Source organism: Lactobacillus apis, from assembly GCF_003150935.1.
Classification (GTDB): Bacteria; Bacillota; Bacilli; order Lactobacillales; family Lactobacillaceae; genus Lactobacillus; species Lactobacillus apis.
The window spans coordinates 155591-171229 of record NZ_CP029476.1 but is presented as its reverse complement, the minus strand read 5'-3'; the positions used below and the strand labels follow the sequence as shown (position 1 = coordinate 171229).

Annotated in this window: 13 protein-coding genes; 2 read left to right on the top strand and 11 right to left on the bottom strand. The window is 37.9% G+C overall.

Annotated elements, in window-relative coordinates; all coding sequences use genetic code 11:
- Nucleotides 1–8: 8 nt before the first annotated feature.
- From DKL56_RS00790 to DKL56_RS00745, 10 genes are all read right to left on the bottom strand, one after another.
- Nucleotides 9–719 (bottom strand): ABC transporter ATP-binding protein, encoded by a 711-nt coding sequence (locus DKL56_RS00790; RefSeq protein WP_109715052.1) that lies wholly within the window; start codon nt 717–719, stop codon nt 9–11.
- Nucleotides 720–1502: an ABC transporter ATP-binding protein gene (locus DKL56_RS00785; RefSeq protein WP_046305925.1), complete on the bottom strand. Its 783-nt coding sequence runs from the start codon at nt 1500–1502 to the stop codon at nt 720–722.
- Nucleotides 1503–1505: 3 nt separating this feature from the next.
- Nucleotides 1506–2462: a branched-chain amino acid ABC transporter permease gene (locus DKL56_RS00780; protein WP_109715051.1), complete on the bottom strand. Its 957-nt coding sequence runs from the start codon at nt 2460–2462 to the stop codon at nt 1506–1508.
- A gap of 8 nt (nt 2463–2470) precedes the next feature.
- On the bottom strand, nt 2471–3349 hold the full coding sequence (locus DKL56_RS00775; RefSeq protein WP_046305923.1) for a branched-chain amino acid ABC transporter permease: 879 nt from the start codon (nt 3347–3349) through the stop codon (nt 2471–2473).
- Between the two features lie 48 nt (nt 3350–3397).
- The gene (locus DKL56_RS00770) at nt 3398–4594 is read right to left on the bottom strand and encodes an ABC transporter substrate-binding protein (RefSeq protein ID WP_109715050.1); all 1197 of its coding nucleotides are present in this window, start codon (nt 4592–4594) and stop codon (nt 3398–3400) included.
- A gap of 398 nt (nt 4595–4992) precedes the next feature.
- Nucleotides 4993–6804, bottom strand: a complete 1812-nt coding sequence (locus DKL56_RS00765; RefSeq protein WP_109715049.1) for an FtsX-like permease family protein — start codon at nt 6802–6804, stop codon at nt 4993–4995.
- 28 nt (nt 6805–6832) lie between these two features.
- Nucleotides 6833–8659 (bottom strand): FtsX-like permease family protein, encoded by a 1827-nt coding sequence (locus DKL56_RS00760; RefSeq protein ID WP_109715048.1) that lies wholly within the window; start codon nt 8657–8659, stop codon nt 6833–6835.
- Nucleotides 8660–8670: 11 nt separating this feature from the next.
- Nucleotides 8671–9420 (bottom strand): ABC transporter ATP-binding protein, encoded by a 750-nt coding sequence (locus DKL56_RS00755; protein WP_074426054.1) that lies wholly within the window; start codon nt 9418–9420, stop codon nt 8671–8673.
- A 149-nt stretch (nt 9421–9569) separates the two neighbouring features.
- Entirely contained in the window at nt 9570–10184 is a 615-nt protein-coding gene (locus DKL56_RS00750; protein ID WP_109715047.1) for an ECF transporter S component, read from the bottom strand.
- Between the two features lie 127 nt (nt 10185–10311).
- Nucleotides 10312–11100, bottom strand: a complete 789-nt coding sequence (locus DKL56_RS00745; protein ID WP_109715046.1) for a DUF4931 domain-containing protein — start codon at nt 11098–11100, stop codon at nt 10312–10314.
- 106 nt (nt 11101–11206) lie between these two features.
- Here DKL56_RS00745 and DKL56_RS00740 point away from each other — a divergent pair, with 106 nt between their 5' ends.
- Nucleotides 11207–12418, top strand: coding sequence for a L,D-transpeptidase family protein (locus tag DKL56_RS00740; protein ID WP_109715045.1), 1212 nt, complete (start codon nt 11207–11209; stop codon nt 12416–12418).
- A gap of 94 nt (nt 12419–12512) precedes the next feature.
- Here DKL56_RS00740 and DKL56_RS00735 read toward each other — a convergent pair whose 3' ends face one another.
- Complete coding sequence (locus tag DKL56_RS00735; RefSeq protein WP_109715044.1) at nt 12513–15050, bottom strand: M1 family metallopeptidase; 2538 nt, start codon at nt 15048–15050, stop codon at nt 12513–12515.
- Nucleotides 15051–15209: 159 nt separating this feature from the next.
- On the opposite strand from DKL56_RS00735, the gene DKL56_RS00730 reads away from it, so the two are divergent.
- Complete coding sequence (locus DKL56_RS00730) at nt 15210–15575, top strand: aggregation-promoting factor C-terminal-like domain-containing protein (RefSeq protein ID WP_074426058.1); 366 nt, start codon at nt 15210–15212, stop codon at nt 15573–15575.
- The last annotated feature ends 64 nt before the right edge of the window (nt 15576–15639 follow it).

Sequence of the window (15639 nt, the reverse complement as noted above, 5' to 3'; positions counted from 1 at the left end):
GTAACTACTTAGCCACCGAAGTACACTTTCTGCACTTCTGGATTAGCTAATAGTTCCTGTCCTGTACCAGTTAATTCAATTTTACCAGTTGCCAATACATAACCTCTATCAGCAATCGAGAGAGCTTGTTTAGCATTCTGTTCAATCAACAAGATTGTTGTACCCTTTTCATTCAGCTCTTTAATAATCTTAAAAATTTCCTGAATATACAAAGGTGACAGTCCCATCGAAGGTTCATCAAGTAAAAGTAATTTAGGTTTAGCCATCAACGCACGACCAATGGCCAACATTTGTTGTTCACCACCTGACAGCGTTGCAGCATCCTGATTTTTACGCTTTTGTAAAATTGGAAAGCGTTCAAAAATTTCCTGATAAACCTTGTTTACTTCGCTACCATTTTTTTGTAAAAAGGCACCCATCTGCAAGTTTTCCATTACCGTTAGTCCGGAAAAAATATGCCGTCCCTCTGGAACTTGTGAAATCCCGTCTAATACTATTTGCGGAGCCTTTTCTTTAACAATGCTCTTACCCTGATATGTGATTTGACCATCCTTAGGTTTAAGTAGTCCAGAGATTGTTTTAACAATTGTCGACTTGCCGGCACCGTTTGCACCAATCAAAGTCACAATTTCGCCTTCATTTATTTTGAAACTTACCCCTTTAACAGCCTGGATAACACCATAGTTAACGGACAAGTTTTCAACTTCGAGCATCGCCATCTAGACTTCACCTTCTCCCAAATATGCCTCAACCACTTTATTATTTGTCCTGATTTCCTCAGGGGTACCAGTTGCAAGTAATTCTCCTTGATCGAGAACATAAATGCGTTCAGCCAAGTTCATAACAAGAGACATGTCATGCTCAATCAATAAAACAGTTATGCCAAACTCTTTTTGCACCCGCTTAATTAGGTTAGTTAAATCTGCTGTTTCCTCTGGATTCATTCCAGCGGCAGGTTCATCTAAGAACAAAATTTTAGGCTGTGTTGCCAAGGCTCTAACTATTTCTAAGCGGCGCTGCGTTCCATAAGGTAGATTTTCAGCTAATAATGCTTGGCTATCTGTTAAATCGAAAATGTCTAGCAGCTTTTCTGCTGCTGCTCTCATTTCCTTTTCAGTTCGATAATAGCTTGGCAAACGAAAAACAGTTGTCAAAAATCCTTCTTTGTACTTATTTGTCATGGCAGTTAAAACATTGTCCATAACTGTTAAATTTTTGAACAAACGAATATTCTGAAAAGTTCGTGACAAGCCTAAATCAGCAATTTGGACAGCATTCTTACTGGTTAAATCATAAGTTTGCTTGTCAACTCGTAAATCTATTTTGCCGCTAGTTACAGGAACCATCCCTGTTAATAAGTTAAATAGCGTTGTTTTACCAGCACCATTTGGACCAATAAGGGCAACCAATTCATGTTCATCTAGATGAAGTGAAACATCGTTAACTGCGGTTACACCACCAAATTTACGTACCGCATGTTCTACTTGCAGTAAATGCTCCATGCGCTAGCCCCTTTCCTTTTTACCAAAATGTTTACCAAGATTCTTTAATGAAAATTCCCAGTTACCGAGCAGTCCTGATGGCTTGAAGATCATAATTAAAATCAGTGCAATTGCATAAATAACCATTCTTAGCGCACCAAAGTTTTGTAAGACCGTATCTAACACGCCTAAAACAACTGCTGCTAAAAATGTTCCGGTCATACTACCAACACCACCTAAAACAACAATTACAAGAATCGAAATAGACTCCATAATTCCAAAGTTTGATGGTGAAATAGTTTGGATATAGGATGCATGCAAGCTACCAGCAATCGCAGCTGTTGTCGCACCAATAACAAAAGCGGCTACCTTCCACTTGGTAGTATTAATTCCCATCGCTTCAGCAGCAATTTCATCTTCACGTACGGCTTTGATTGCTCGTCCGTTTTTAGATCTAATAAAGTTCATCAAAACTAGGGTCGTTAAACAAACCAAAATATAAACAGTTGGCCAAGAGCATAGTTGAGGAATATTAAACATCCCCGCTGAGCCACCAGTAATCTTCAGGTTATTGATGATGTTGCGAATAATTTCAGCCGCACCTAAAGTCGCAATTGCTAAATAATCACCCTTTAATCGAGTAAACGTTGCTGTTCCGACAACTAATGCAATAAGTGCTGCAAGCGCCATCCCAACCAGCAATGACACAATAAAACCTATTTCAGTGCTTACGTGCTGGGTAATAATCGCGGTTGCATATGCACCAATTGCCATAAAACCAGCGTGTCCAAGTGAAAATTGGCCACTAAAACCGATAATTAAGTTCAATCCCGTTGCCAAAATAATATTGATTCCGATTGTGACCAACATATTTTCAATAAAGTCATCGATCACGCCTACCATAATTAACGCATTGATTAGATAGAAGCCAGCAATCATAATTACAAGCCACGACAAGATGTATTTCAAATTTGCTTTCATTTTGCCACCTAAACCTTTTCTTTAGTATTTTTGCCAAAGATACCGGCTGGTAAAAAGAGCAAAATAACAATTAAGACAAAGTAAACGACAGCATCTTTGTATGCAGATAAACCAATTGATTGGAAAAATGTTTCCAAAATACCAATCAGAAAACCTCCTAATGATGCACCAGGTACGGAACCAATTCCGCCCAATACGGCTGCCACGAAAGCCTTGATTCCCGGTGTCATTCCCATCAGCGGATCAATTTGGTTATAGTACATCCCAATCAGAATACCGCCAGCACCGGCTAAAGCCGAGCCTAAGGCAAAAGTAAATGAAATCGTGTGGTTCACATTTACACCGACTAACTCAGCTGCATCTGGATCAACCGAAACGGCTCTCATTGCTCGTCCCATTTTGGTCTTTTTGATAATTACCTGCAGCAAAACCATTAAGATCAACGCTGTAGCCAAAATCAAAATTTGAATATTAGAAATGACAATGCCACCAATGTTGTAATTAACTTGTTCCATTACTTGGGGAAAGCTGCGTGCATTAGAGCCTACTAAATATGACATACCATTTTCTAGCAAAAACGATACACCAATAGCAGTAATCAAAACCGCGATTCTAGGTGACTTTCGTAGAGGTCGATATGCAAAATATTCAATCACTACACCAGCTAGTGCACTAACAATCATTGCTGTAAGTAGAGCGGTAATAAAGTTAAAGTGCCAAAGGCTAATTACGTAGTAGGCACAAAATGCCCCTAACATATAAATATCGCCATGAGCAAAGTTAATTAACTTAATAATGCCGTAAACCATGCTATAACCCAACGCCAACAAGGCATATATCGAGCCTAATGATAAGGCATTGATAATTTGCTGTAAAACTATCTGCAAATTTGATCGCTCCTTTGAAATATCTCTATTAACTAAACGTGTTTTTCGTTAATCAACCTTGTAAAAATTACTGATTTTTCCGTTAGTCATTTCCTCAGTTATGATTGGTCTTTCAGGGTTGTGCTTTTTATCAATCGTGATTTCGCCAGTAACACCCTTGAAGTTCTTAGTCTTAGCTAAACCTGCAGTAATCTTGACTGAATCATCTGATTTTTGTGTTTCAATTGCATTTTTAACTAGGTATACCGCATCATAAGCAAGTGCTGAAAAGGCAGGAGCATCAGTGTGGTAACGTGCCTTGAAAGCCTTCATAAACTTCGAAGCAAACGGATCCTTAGCTGCAACACGAGTAGAAAATGGTGTGGTGTAGAAAATATTTGTGGCATTCTTAGGACCTGCGATTTGTGGTAACTTCGGATCAGCCATTCCGTCACCACCAACGATTGGAACCTTGATACCCATTTGACGAGCTTGCTTGATGATCAAACCTACTTCAGTGTAGTAACCAGGAACATAAATCGCATCAACGTTTTTCGACTTAAATGAAGTTAAAACAGCGTTAAAGTCCTTATCGCCTGCTGAGTAGGTTTGGTTAGCGACTACCTTACCCTTATATGTATTTTGGAAGGCCTTAGCTAGTCCTGTTCCGTAATCACTTGAATTATCAGCGTAAATAGCAACACGCTTGGCCTTTAATTTATCCATTACGAATTCTGCTGCTTTAGTTCCTTGGAAATTATCTTGGAAACAAGCACGGAAAACATACTCTTGAACCTTACCGTCTTTTTGTAAAGTATATTTTGAATCCGTTGCTGATGGACTGACACTTGGCACAGCTGCTTTCGTAATATTTGGAATTTCAGCAGTACCTGCACTTGTGGTTGCAGGCCCAACAATTGCCGCAACCTTGTCCTTAGTAGTTAACTGAGCTGCAACAGAGGATGAAGTAGCAATTGCCGACTTATTGTCACGTAAAATCAATTTAATTTTCTTCTTGTGGCCATTAACGTTAATTCCACCGGCTTTATTGATTTCATCAACTGCAAGTTGGACACCTTGTCTTTCCGCATTACCATAACCGGCAGCAGCTCCAGACAGCTCTAAATTGGCACCAATTTTAACAACGTCATGTGCTTGGGTTGTTCCCTTGCTACCACTGTTTTTAGCAACGGAACAGCCCGCCACCATAAATGCAGCCGCTCCTAATGTGACAGCACTCATTACTCTTTTACTAAACTTACTCATTTTTTCTCCTTTGACATTTACCTACAAAAACACCTCATTCAACTTAATGAATGAGGCGCTAGGTCATTTATGAGTTAAGCCCCATTCATCAAGAAGCAAACAAGGGCTCAACTTTACAAACTGCATTCAGCAATCTACTTAGGTTAAGTCCTACTTGACAACAAGGCAATAATTATCTTTTGCGTATTGACTATTCTAATGTTCTTTTTATTTAATTTTGTAATTTTCATTAAAATAGCCTCCCAAAAATTTAATTTAACACTTAGAATTATAGGTATCTTGTTTTTAAGTGTCAAGAAATATTTTAAAAATAATTTAATTTAACCAAAAACCTTGAATGAATAGTTAGCTTTCTCAGCAAAAATAAAAAGCTGTAATCTCAATGATTACAGCTTTTTTCACTCTTTTGTTAAAACAAGTTTTTCATACAATTTGACTGTTAATAAATAATAAAATGAATAAAGAATAATAAAAATAGTAAATGGAATCCAGATACTACGGTAGGGGTTTTCTAACAAATCTTTGAAAAGTTGCAGTCCAAAAAGAACATCAGTCACGCCTAGAAGTGCTGGTAAAAGAAACAGAACACCGATTTCTATTTTGATAGAACGCCGTAGTAGCTGTTTCCTTGTTCCTATTTGGTAGAGCATCCGGTACTTCACTTTATCACCAGCAGCACCACTTAAAACTTTAAACATTAATGTTGAAGCAAGCATAGTCAAAAAGGCAAAGCCGAGAAAAAAGCCCATGAATTCAAACGAACTACTGTAAGCAAGTGAGTTTCCGTAAAAAGCCGCTTTAGACTGAGGCACGAGGGCGGCAAAAGCAGGCTTTTCTTTTACTTGCTGACTTTCCATTTTAGCGATAATAGGATAAGCCTGGCGAAAATCTTTAACTCGAAGAAGACTAACAAAGTTTTTCTGACCACTAAGTTTGCTTAACTCCTTTGACGAGACAAGCTTAACTTTTTGCTGGCCATGGTTTGGAACCATCCGCATAAAAATAGTATTATCTATTGCATTGCTATCAGATATTTTATTTACTTGCAGTGCTTTAACAGTATATTGAGTGACACCTCTGTTATTGGAATAGTTAACACTGACATATTTCACTGGCTGTTTCGAAATTTCTGCTTGATCAAAATAAAGAACTTTTTTGGTTTCCTTGTAATGGTATGTCTGTTTACTAATTAAATCCAGTTTTGACTCGGCCTTTTTGACGGCAGAAGAATTGCTAACAATTGTTGCATCGTAATAAACAGACTGCGTTGCTAAATCATTGAGCGAATCAAAGTTTAAGCCAACGGTGATTGCACCAAGTGCAAGAGCAAACAGCAAAGAAATCATTGTCAAAACTCGAGTATAGCTTTGCAGCCGAAATTTCAACTGCCCCAGCGTAAATATGCGAATGCCATGATAAGAAAAACTATTCCTTTTTAACAAAAGCCCCACAAGCGAACTAAACACTGCAGCAAAAATCCAGTATGAACCAATTACAATTGTTACCAAAGCGGTTGGAATAATTTTAAAAACTTGCTCCTTTGGCAGTGTCATTACGTAATAACCTATTGCCAGTAAGAAAACACCGCCTGCTGCTTCGATTACTCGTAAAAATGGACGATAGCGAAATTTTACTGGTGCCTGATCTTCATGTAACAAAGTAATAACAGGCGTGTGCGTTAACTTGTATACGTTAGCCAAGGCCACCACCAAAAATATTACTAAGAAAAACGCAATCGTAATTATAATCGCATTAGGTAAAATGACCTGAAAATGTGGTATTTCTAAGCCTAACTTGCTAATTAGTATTTTTAGACTAATCCAGGTTAAACCAAACCCAAGTATAAGCCCTAAGAAAGTGGCCAAAAGACCAGTGATTAGGGTTTCACCAAAAATCAGTCGCCCTATCCTAGTGCTTTTAGCACCCAGCATCATGTACATGCCGTAATCATGCTTACGCATGCTGAGTAAAAACGTATCGGCATACAATAAATAGACTAAAGTAATAATGACTAATAAAACAATGCCAAAAATAAAAATATATTTTAAGTAATCTGTTCTAACGTGGATGTCATTTTTTATGAAGGCTGGGTTAACTGCAATTGCTAAAAACATATAGAAAACCATGCTAGCAACAGTTAAACCTGAAAACAAAACCAGATAGTCCTTTAGCCTGCTTTTTATTCCCGTTAAAGACAACTTCCAAATCATACGCACTCCTCTTTCCTAAACTAGCAGCTCATTCTCCTTTGTTGAGAACACTATCCGATTTCAAAACGATTTTTTCATATAACTTCACTGTTATTAGGTAATAGAGGAGGTACAAAATGATAAAAATTGTAAATGGGATCCATAAGTTGTGGTACGGGGCTGGAAGGAAAACTCTAAACATCTGTAACCCAAATAGAACATCGATTACGCCTAATATTCCCGGTAAAAGGAATAAGATACCAATCTCATTTTTAATTGAATTGCGTAAGACAGACATTCTAGTGCCCATTTCAAACAACATCTGATAGCGGATTTTATCGCTAGCAGCACCAGTTAAAATCTTAAACATCAAAGTAGAAGCAAGCATAGTTAAGAAAGCAAAGCCCAAGAAGAAGCCCATGAATTCAAAGCCACTGCTAAAGTTCATAACTAGCTGATAAGCTCCTGCCTTACTCGATTGATAAACATTGGCATAATTTTTGCTTTCTTCTAGCTGCTGCTTTTCAATTTTTAAGAGGATTGGATAGTCTTGCTGAAAATTCTTTACGGTTAGAAGGGTGACAAACTGCTTGTCGCCCTTTAAACTAGCCCATTTTTGCTGTGAAACCAAACGAATAGGCTTATGGTGCTTAGCAGGAAGCATTGAGTTCAAAACGTTATTAGCAGTTGTTCCCTGCTTAGCCAGATCAGCAATTTTCAAATTTACTGTCTTATATGCTGGTGTGTCATTTTTGACATAGAATTCATTGTTTTTGACTGGATTAGCACTGAATTCAGTCCGCTTAAAGTACAAGTACTTTTTGTTTTCTTTATAATGATACGTTTGTTCGTGCTTGATATGCAGCTGCTTTTTAGCTTCTTGAACTGCAGAAGAGGAACTTACAATCGTCGTGTCATAATATGTGCTTGCAGTAGCTTGATCTTTAAGTGTACTAAAGTTCAAGCCCACCGTGATTGCTCCTAAAGCCAAGGCAAAGAGTAGCGAAATAATTGTTAAGATCTTGGTGTAGTCGTGAATCCGAAACTTTAACTGGCCTAGTGTAAACACCCGGATTCCGCGGTAAGAAAAGTCTTTTCGCTTTAATAGAAAGCCAATTAATGCACTGAAAAAAGAATTAAATGTAAAGTATGATCCCGCTACAATCGTCACTAAAGCAACTGGAATGATAATTAAAATCATTGCTGCGGGAAGACTGAGCGTATAGTAACCTATGGCTAGCAGAACTAGGCCAGCAATTGCTTCCACTGAGCGCAGCCCCGTTTTATGACTCATTTCAGCTGGCTTTTGCTCGTCTTTCAAAAGGCTGATTACTGGTGTACGTACTAATTTACGTGCATTTTTGAGCGCGCCGAAGAGAAACATTAAAGTGAAAAAGATTAATGTCCACAAAACGGCATTAGGCAAGATGGGACTAAAATGAGTAACCGTTAAACCCAGTTTATCAATTAGTAATTTAGCAACAACTGTAGTCAAGCCAAAGCCCAGAATAATGCCAGCTGAAGTGGCTAAAATCCCAGTAATCAATGTTTCTAGAAAAATTAGCAACCCAATCTTGTTGCTCTTGGCTCCTAGCATCATATACATGCCATAGTCGTGCTTACGCATGCTTAGCAAAAACGAATTAGCGTAAACAAGATAAATCATTGAAATAATGACTAGTAATACAATGCCAAAGCCAAATGTAAATTGAACATATGAAGTTGAGGTTTGAATATCGTTTTTGATAAAGGCTGGATTAATTGCAATGGTCAAAAACATGTAAAAGATCATGCTTGCAACAACCAAGCCAGAGAACAGGACCGTATAATCCTTAAAACGATTTTTGATTCCTGTTAAAGATAATTTCCAAATCATATTCGTTTCCTCTATTCATCGGTATCTAAATGGTCAATCAATAAGTGATAAAACTCTTGCCGCGACAGCTCGTTTTTCAACATTTGCTTACCAATCTTACCGTCTTTAATAAAGAGAATTCGACTGGCAAAACTAGCGGCAAACGGATCATGAGTAACCATCAATGTTGTAATGCCATCATTTTGATTCAAATCTTCCATTGTATCCAATAATTCGCGTGCACTCTTTGAATCAAGTGCACCGGTTGGCTCATCTGCAAGTAAAATTGCTGGTTCATGAACTAACGCTCTGGCTGCTGCTACCCTTTGCTTTTGACCTCCGGAAACCTCAGCAGGATACTTGGCTAATATTTGCTCAATTCCAAGTCGTCCAGCAATTCGATCGATTAACGGATCAATTCGCTTAGTTGATATTCCACGCAAACTTAGCGGCAAAGCAATATTTTCGCGATTAGTTAAGTTTTCCAGTAAATTAAAGTCTTGAAAGATAAAGCCAATTTGCTTACTTCTAAAATCGGCTAACTGATTGGCGTTTAACGTACTATTATCTTCATGATTAATAAAAACATGACCACTTGTTGGCTTATCGAGAGTTGACAAAATGTTAAGCAGGGTCGTTTTCCCTGAACCTGAAGCACCCATAATAGCCACATACTCACCCGAATTAACCGTGAAGTTAATGCCCTTTAGTGCCTGATATTGCTTTTCGCCGCGCTTACCATACGTTTTGGTTACCTGCTCTACACGTAGTATTTCAGTCATGTTTTCTTTTCCTCCTATTAGTCACTGTGTATTATATATCTAATACACTAATCCTGTTTTGGAATTTTGTCAAACAAAAAAAGCACTTACTTATGCAAGTGCTTTTATCAGCTAAGTTTTGCTGTATTTCTAGTATATAAAATTAAGCTTTAGCCAATTCTCTTCATCACTTTTTTTAGTGGTATCACAATAATCGGTGTAACTATTGCTGTAAAAATTGCTTCAATCAAGCCGTTCATCCCTAAAGCAATAATCAAAGCCTCGATTAATGGCGTTCCTTTGGCAAAATTGCCCATATAACCAATTAGCCGACCTGAATCATTCATAAAAACAAGGCTGGTTAATAATATGACTAAGACTGTATTGGTTAAAGAGGTAACCGCACCTGCAATTGCATAGCTGGCTTCTCTTATTCCATTTTTCTTATTCTGAAATAGTTTGCCTATTAGACCAGGAAAAAGTCCAGCACACACACTTGGAATTACTGCGATGAAAACATTTTGAAAGAGCATCAAGCTGACAATATCGCCTGGCTGTGTAAACGCCAAGATCAATCGTAAAATTCCCCAAAACAAACCAAAAACCGCTCCAGCCACTGGACCCATTAATAAGGCATAAATTGCAACTGTTAATGGCGCAGTCGTAATTGCAGGTAACCCAGGCAGGATACGAATGTAGCCAATGTTAGGAACAAAGGTCTGAAGTAAAAAAAGTGCGATGAATAAAGCTGTAATTGCCATGTTTCTTGTTTGTTCTCGTCTCATGTAAGTTTTCTCCTTAATAACATTTTGCTATTATATTGCTAAACTTTTTAAGTCGCAAACAATTATATTAGTTGCTAAGGCCATGATAATACAGGTTTAAACTCTAACTGTCCTTATATGCTTTTTCCTAATCCTGTTCTTCTTCAAAAAAGGCTCTAAATTGCTCGGCCTCTTGGAGCAATTTTTCACGATTATCGACCTGCGGTAGCTTATAACCCACAAAATAAGGTGAAGCAGCAAATCGCGCAATTAGCTTAGCACAAATTTTGCCTCCTTCACGCGGATAAAAGAATAAATTATAGGAATCACAACGCCCCTTCGACACCACATTTAACATGTACTTGGTTCCCGCTTGAATCCAGTCTGCCCATAGGTCAACACTAGACAAATCACATAAATTAAGATTTAATTCAACATAGCCATGAATTGGTGCAGTTGAAACGTTAATCTCAACTCCAGCTTTATCAAAGAGGGTTATACCCTTAAAATTAGCTTCATCAATATTCCGATAGCCGTCTTGCTTTTCAAGTCCAACAATTTGCATGTGTGGATGCACAAGTGAGCCTCCTGAATTTGGACCAAAGTTCTTGTACCATAAAACGGACTTGAACTGTTTTTGGGCCCTCATCTTATTGAAGCAGTTCAGGGAAAACTGAATTAATTGTCGATTGAACGCTTTAGAATAGGTCGCAATATCACCATGATGATCACTCGACTCAATTAGAACAGTTTGAACCGTGTCACGTAACGTTGGATACTTATTACGCAACCAGATCATGTCTCCATTTTTTTGATAGATATTTTCTAAGCTGTCAACTTCACAAAATGGACAGCCCGAATTATTCTTTACTTTACGATATGAATTAGGTTTATTTTTTGCAATATTTACATCAAAAATTAACGGGTCAATATCCATCATATCCTCCAAAAAAATCTATCTTATCTATTTTACTAGCGCCGCAATAGATGATAAACTGGAACCGCAATTATTTTATAAAAAGTTATTTATAGTGGGTAAAATTATGCAATCTAGAAAAGACTTACAGAAACACAACAATCGCAACAACTTTTATTTAATTATGGTTGGCATCTTCATGATTTTAGCCGTTGTCTTTGGTGTTATTTTATATAACCGGCACGTTGAATCACAAAAGGCAGCCAAAGAATTTGCTATTACTCATTTTAACCCTAATGTAACCATTTATGGTGTAAAAGTGGGAAATCTAACTGTTGATAAAGCAACGAATAAAGTCAATGCAAAAGCTAACAATATGGTTGTGTTGGAAAAAGGTAAGGTTTCAATTGAACGCGATCCCAAGCTTAAGACAATCCAGCGCGAAGAAGTTAAAAAATATTTCGATAAACAGCACACGACAATGCCTGATAAACGAATTTTTGACTACAAATACACAGATCTTGCAGCAGCTAATGATGCGCTTAAAAATGTTAGTCAAGCAAAATTGAATTATCAAATCGCTGGCAAGTCATACAAATTGCAAGCCCGCGACTTGCTTAACGAAGTTACTTTCAAACAAGGCAAGTTTAACTTCATTAACTCCGAAAACTTAACCGCCAAGCTTAACCAGATTGATCAGGAAGTTACAACCTTGCACAAAAGTTATAAATTCACTGTTCCGGTCAAGAAAAAATTGGATGGCAAGGAAATTACTGTTAAAAATGAAAGTTATGGCTGGGGGGTTAACGTTAAAAAAGCACAAGCAGCAATTGAACAAGCCTTCTTAACCGGGAAAACCAAATTAGATGGTAAAGACTATATTTACGGTCTAGGTTACAGTACCTACGGACTCGGCTATGGTCAAAATAATCATGGCATTGGTGACGACTATATTGTTGTTTCCTTGAAAAAGCAGGCACTTTGGATCGTCAAAAAGGGAAAATTGGTTGTTTACCTAAACGATGTGGTTACAGGAACCAAAAATGGCGGTAAAGGCAACAGAACTCCTACTGGTGTTTGGTACATTCACTATAAAGAATCCCCATCTGTTCTTCGTGGACGTAACAATGATGGTTCAAAATATGCCTCACCAGTTAAATATTGGATGCCATTTACCTTAAGTGGTTGTGGCCTGCACGACGCAAGCTGGCGTGGTGATTGGACTAAAACCGCCTACCTCCGTGGTGGTTCACACGGTTGCGTTAACATTAAACCAGCTGAAGCGAAAAAAGTTTGGCGTAACGTAACTAAACATGAGCCAGTAATTGTTTATGATTAGAGTTAAATCCTAAGCAAAAAAGCAATGCTTTAAATTAAGCATTGCTTTTTTTATCTAAAAATCATGACGCGATCGCCAATATTTCTGAATGAAACTATTTAGTAATAGCTTCATTAATCTTCTGGTTAACAACTGCCTGTTCTTTAGTTACTAAGTCAGCCTTAGTAGCAATAACCTTAGTATCCATTTGAATCTCTCGGCCTAAACCAGGTTGATCAATTTTTGGTTCAAAGAAAGTAGTGAATTCCTCTAAGCGAGCTAGGGTATGGAATGCTTTTGCCGTAACAGTTATAAAACTTGTAAATTCCATATCGCCACCGATAGTCTTTTCAAGCCAAGCCCATTCAGCACGAATCCAATCCCAAGCTAGTTGCTCACCTTGCTTGTTAGAAAGAACTGAGAAGTACCATGAACGCAAATCTTGTGGTTTGATAATGTCATTGTTTTCAAAGTTATCAACAATTTGCTTAAGGTCTTCCTTGTCCTGAGTTGAAGTTATGGCTGCCATAAGGTCTTGCTTAAAGTATGGATCAACTGCAGTTTGATACTCTTTAACTAGGCGTTCAATAAGCTCTGAACTGTGGTAGTTTTTAGTTTCGTTAATCAAAACATATGGTCGAACTGAAGCTTCAATCTTAATTAAGTCTGCCTCGTTTTCGGCAAAAATTTGGTGACCTGCTTTTATCACAGCTGGGTTGCCAGCATATAATGCAGCTGATAATTCAGTTGGACGAATTTGTAGCTCATCAGCAGTATCTGTTTTTTTAGCTTCCCAGCCAAGACGTTCTACTTGTTTACTTGAAAGTTGATTAGTAAATTGCTTTAAGTTCTTTTCTTCATCAGAATCTGGTGTGACAAACTTACGTAAACTAGCTACAGCACTGAATAAAGCACCAATTACGATGTTAGAATCAGAGTCAGCAAATTTGGGTAACAATGGCACGATTTCTGCATATGAAATCTGGTTGCCTTGAGCTAAAAGACCCAAATCTTGCAATAATTGTAATTGATCAACAGGCTTTAAGTCGTCAACTTCAGCAATAATATCAGCCATCAGCGTTTCGTCGTAGTTAACGATAAAGTGTGAGCTATTACCAACATTAAGGCGTAGTGCGTGACCTGCTTTTGCACGTAAGTCACTATAATCACCAAGATCGAGTTCTCTATCAGACATAATCTGAGGTGCGTCAAAGTTTGCATTTAGCGGAATTGCCCACTTGCGGCCAATTTCCTTACCTTCGCCAGCAAAGAATTGCTTCTGTGTTAAGATCAAATGACCATTTGCGTCAACTTTAGCACTAACTACAGGGTAACCAGGTTGATCTAACCAAGTATGCATAATTTTGCCAATGTCCAAATCAGTTGCAGTTGATAAGGCATCCCAAAGGTCATCACCAGTTGCATTGCCAAACTTGTGTTGATCGAAATAATATTTGAGGCCCTTACGTAAGGCATCATCGCCAAGCAATGCTCTTACCATTACAAGCATCCTTGAGCCCTTAGCATAAACAATCGCACTGTCGAAAATCGAATCAATATCAGCTGGATGCTCTACTTCAACGTGAACCGATTGAACACCATCAGTTGCATCACGGTTTAAAGCGGCTGGCACTTCAGAAACCTGGTATGTGTTATCCCAGACATGCCACTCAGGTTCAAGTGCATCAACTGAGACGTATTCCATCATGTTGGCAAAACTTTCATTAAGCCACAGGTCATCCCACCACTTCATTGTAACCAAGTCACCAAACCATTGGTGAGCCAGTTCGTGAGCAATTACAGTTGCAACATATGCTTTTTGGTCAGCAGTTGCATTATCTGGATCAAGTAAAATTGCTGCCTCACGGTAAGTAATTAGACCCCAGTTTTCCATCGCACCAGCTGAAAAGTCTGGCAATGCAAGTTGCCACGAATGTGGTAATGGATACTTAGTTTGATAGAATTCTTCATAAAATTCAATTGCTCGCTTAGCAATGTCTAAAGCAAAGTCTAATTCTTTTGCTTGGTGTGCCTTTGTTGCAAAGACACCAACTTTTACACCATCTTTGGTTTCAGTCATCTTAGATTGCAATTCACCAAATGCAAAAGCAATTAGATAGCTGGACATTCTAACGGTTTTTTCAAAGTAGTGTACACCGTCTTCAACCTTAATTTCAGGCATGTTAGCAATAGTTGTTTCGCCTTCATGTTCATCATATTTCAGTGCCAAAGAAAAAGTAGCCTTAGCTTCAGGTTCATCAACACATGGAAAAGCTTGACGAGCAGAGGTTGTTTCAAATTGCGTACCGATAATCTGCTTTTTAATCCCATCTACTGTGTAATATGATGGATAAATGCCCATCATGGTATCAGTTAAAGGAGCAGAATACTTAATTTCAACTTCTGTCTTGCCAGTCTTACCCAAATCTATCTTAATTGCTTCTTTTTCATCATCGACTGTGAAAGGAACATCTTGGCCTTCGCTAGTCACTGAAACGATCGTCAGGTATTTTTGGTTGACCATGATTGAATCCTCAATGGCCTCACCTGTAATTGTAGTAGTACCTTTAATGGTTTTCTGTTCCCGGTTTACCTCAATATAGAGATCGTAATGCTCGGGATGGAAAGTTTCATAAAAATGTTTTACTGTCATTGTCTGCCTCCTAGATATAGCAATATAACAAATTTTACCAAAACTATTAGGAAATAACATTAAAACTCGTTTGTAAGCTTTGCGTGTTTGTTTTGTAACAGCAATGAAATATTGCTTGTGTAGTATTATCAATAACAATAAATCAAGTTTAAACAGGGAATGAAGAAATTGAAGAAAAGTAAAAGTATTATTTTAAAGTTAGTCGCCGCGTTAGCCTTATCGTTTAGCTTTACCACAATTGCACAAGTAACTACTGACCACTCTGATGTTCAAACGGTTCAAGCTGCCAAAAAACAGTCAAGTGCTGAACGTGCTGCAAAGAACTGGATTGCGATGCGTGAATCTGGTGGTAACTACTACGCTAGAAATGGTGTTTGTTACGGTAAATATCAATTAAACATCAACTACTTAAAAGGTGACTTATCTCCCAAAAACCAGGAACGTGTTGCTGATAACTACGTATATGGCCGTTACGGTTCATGGGTTAATGCCAAGAACTTCTGGTTAGCTCATCACTGGTATTAAAATTCGTTTCCCAAAAATAAAAAAGTCTAACAATTTGTTAGGCTTTTTATTTACTATTTATTTG

Coding starts and splice junctions, on each gene's coding strand:
- DKL56_RS00790 (WP_109715052.1), bottom strand. CDS start 719: ATGGCGATGCTCGAAGTTGAAAACTTGTCCGTTAACTATGGTGTTATC.
- DKL56_RS00785 (WP_046305925.1), bottom strand. CDS start 1,502: ATGGAGCATTTACTGCAAGTAGAACATGCGGTACGTAAATTTGGTGGT.
- DKL56_RS00780 (WP_109715051.1), bottom strand. CDS start 2,462: ATGAAAGCAAATTTGAAATACATCTTGTCGTGGCTTGTAATTATGATT.
- DKL56_RS00770 (WP_109715050.1), bottom strand. CDS start 4,594: ATGAGTAAGTTTAGTAAAAGAGTAATGAGTGCTGTCACATTAGGAGCG.
- DKL56_RS00765 (WP_109715049.1), bottom strand. CDS start 6,804: ATGATTTGGAAGTTGTCTTTAACGGGAATAAAAAGCAGGCTAAAGGAC.
- DKL56_RS00760 (WP_109715048.1), bottom strand. CDS start 8,659: ATGATTTGGAAATTATCTTTAACAGGAATCAAAAATCGTTTTAAGGAT.
- DKL56_RS00755 (WP_074426054.1), bottom strand. CDS start 9,420: ATGACTGAAATACTACGTGTAGAGCAGGTAACCAAAACGTATGGTAAG.
- DKL56_RS00750 (WP_109715047.1), bottom strand. CDS start 10,184: ATGAGACGAGAACAAACAAGAAACATGGCAATTACAGCTTTATTCATC.
- DKL56_RS00745 (WP_109715046.1), bottom strand. CDS start 11,100: ATGGATATTGACCCGTTAATTTTTGATGTAAATATTGCAAAAAATAAA.
- DKL56_RS00740 (WP_109715045.1), top strand. CDS start 11,207: ATGCAATCTAGAAAAGACTTACAGAAACACAACAATCGCAACAACTTT.
- DKL56_RS00735 (WP_109715044.1), bottom strand. CDS start 15,050: ATGACAGTAAAACATTTTTATGAAACTTTCCATCCCGAGCATTACGAT.
- DKL56_RS00730 (WP_074426058.1), top strand. CDS start 15,210: ATGAAGAAATTGAAGAAAAGTAAAAGTATTATTTTAAAGTTAGTCGCC.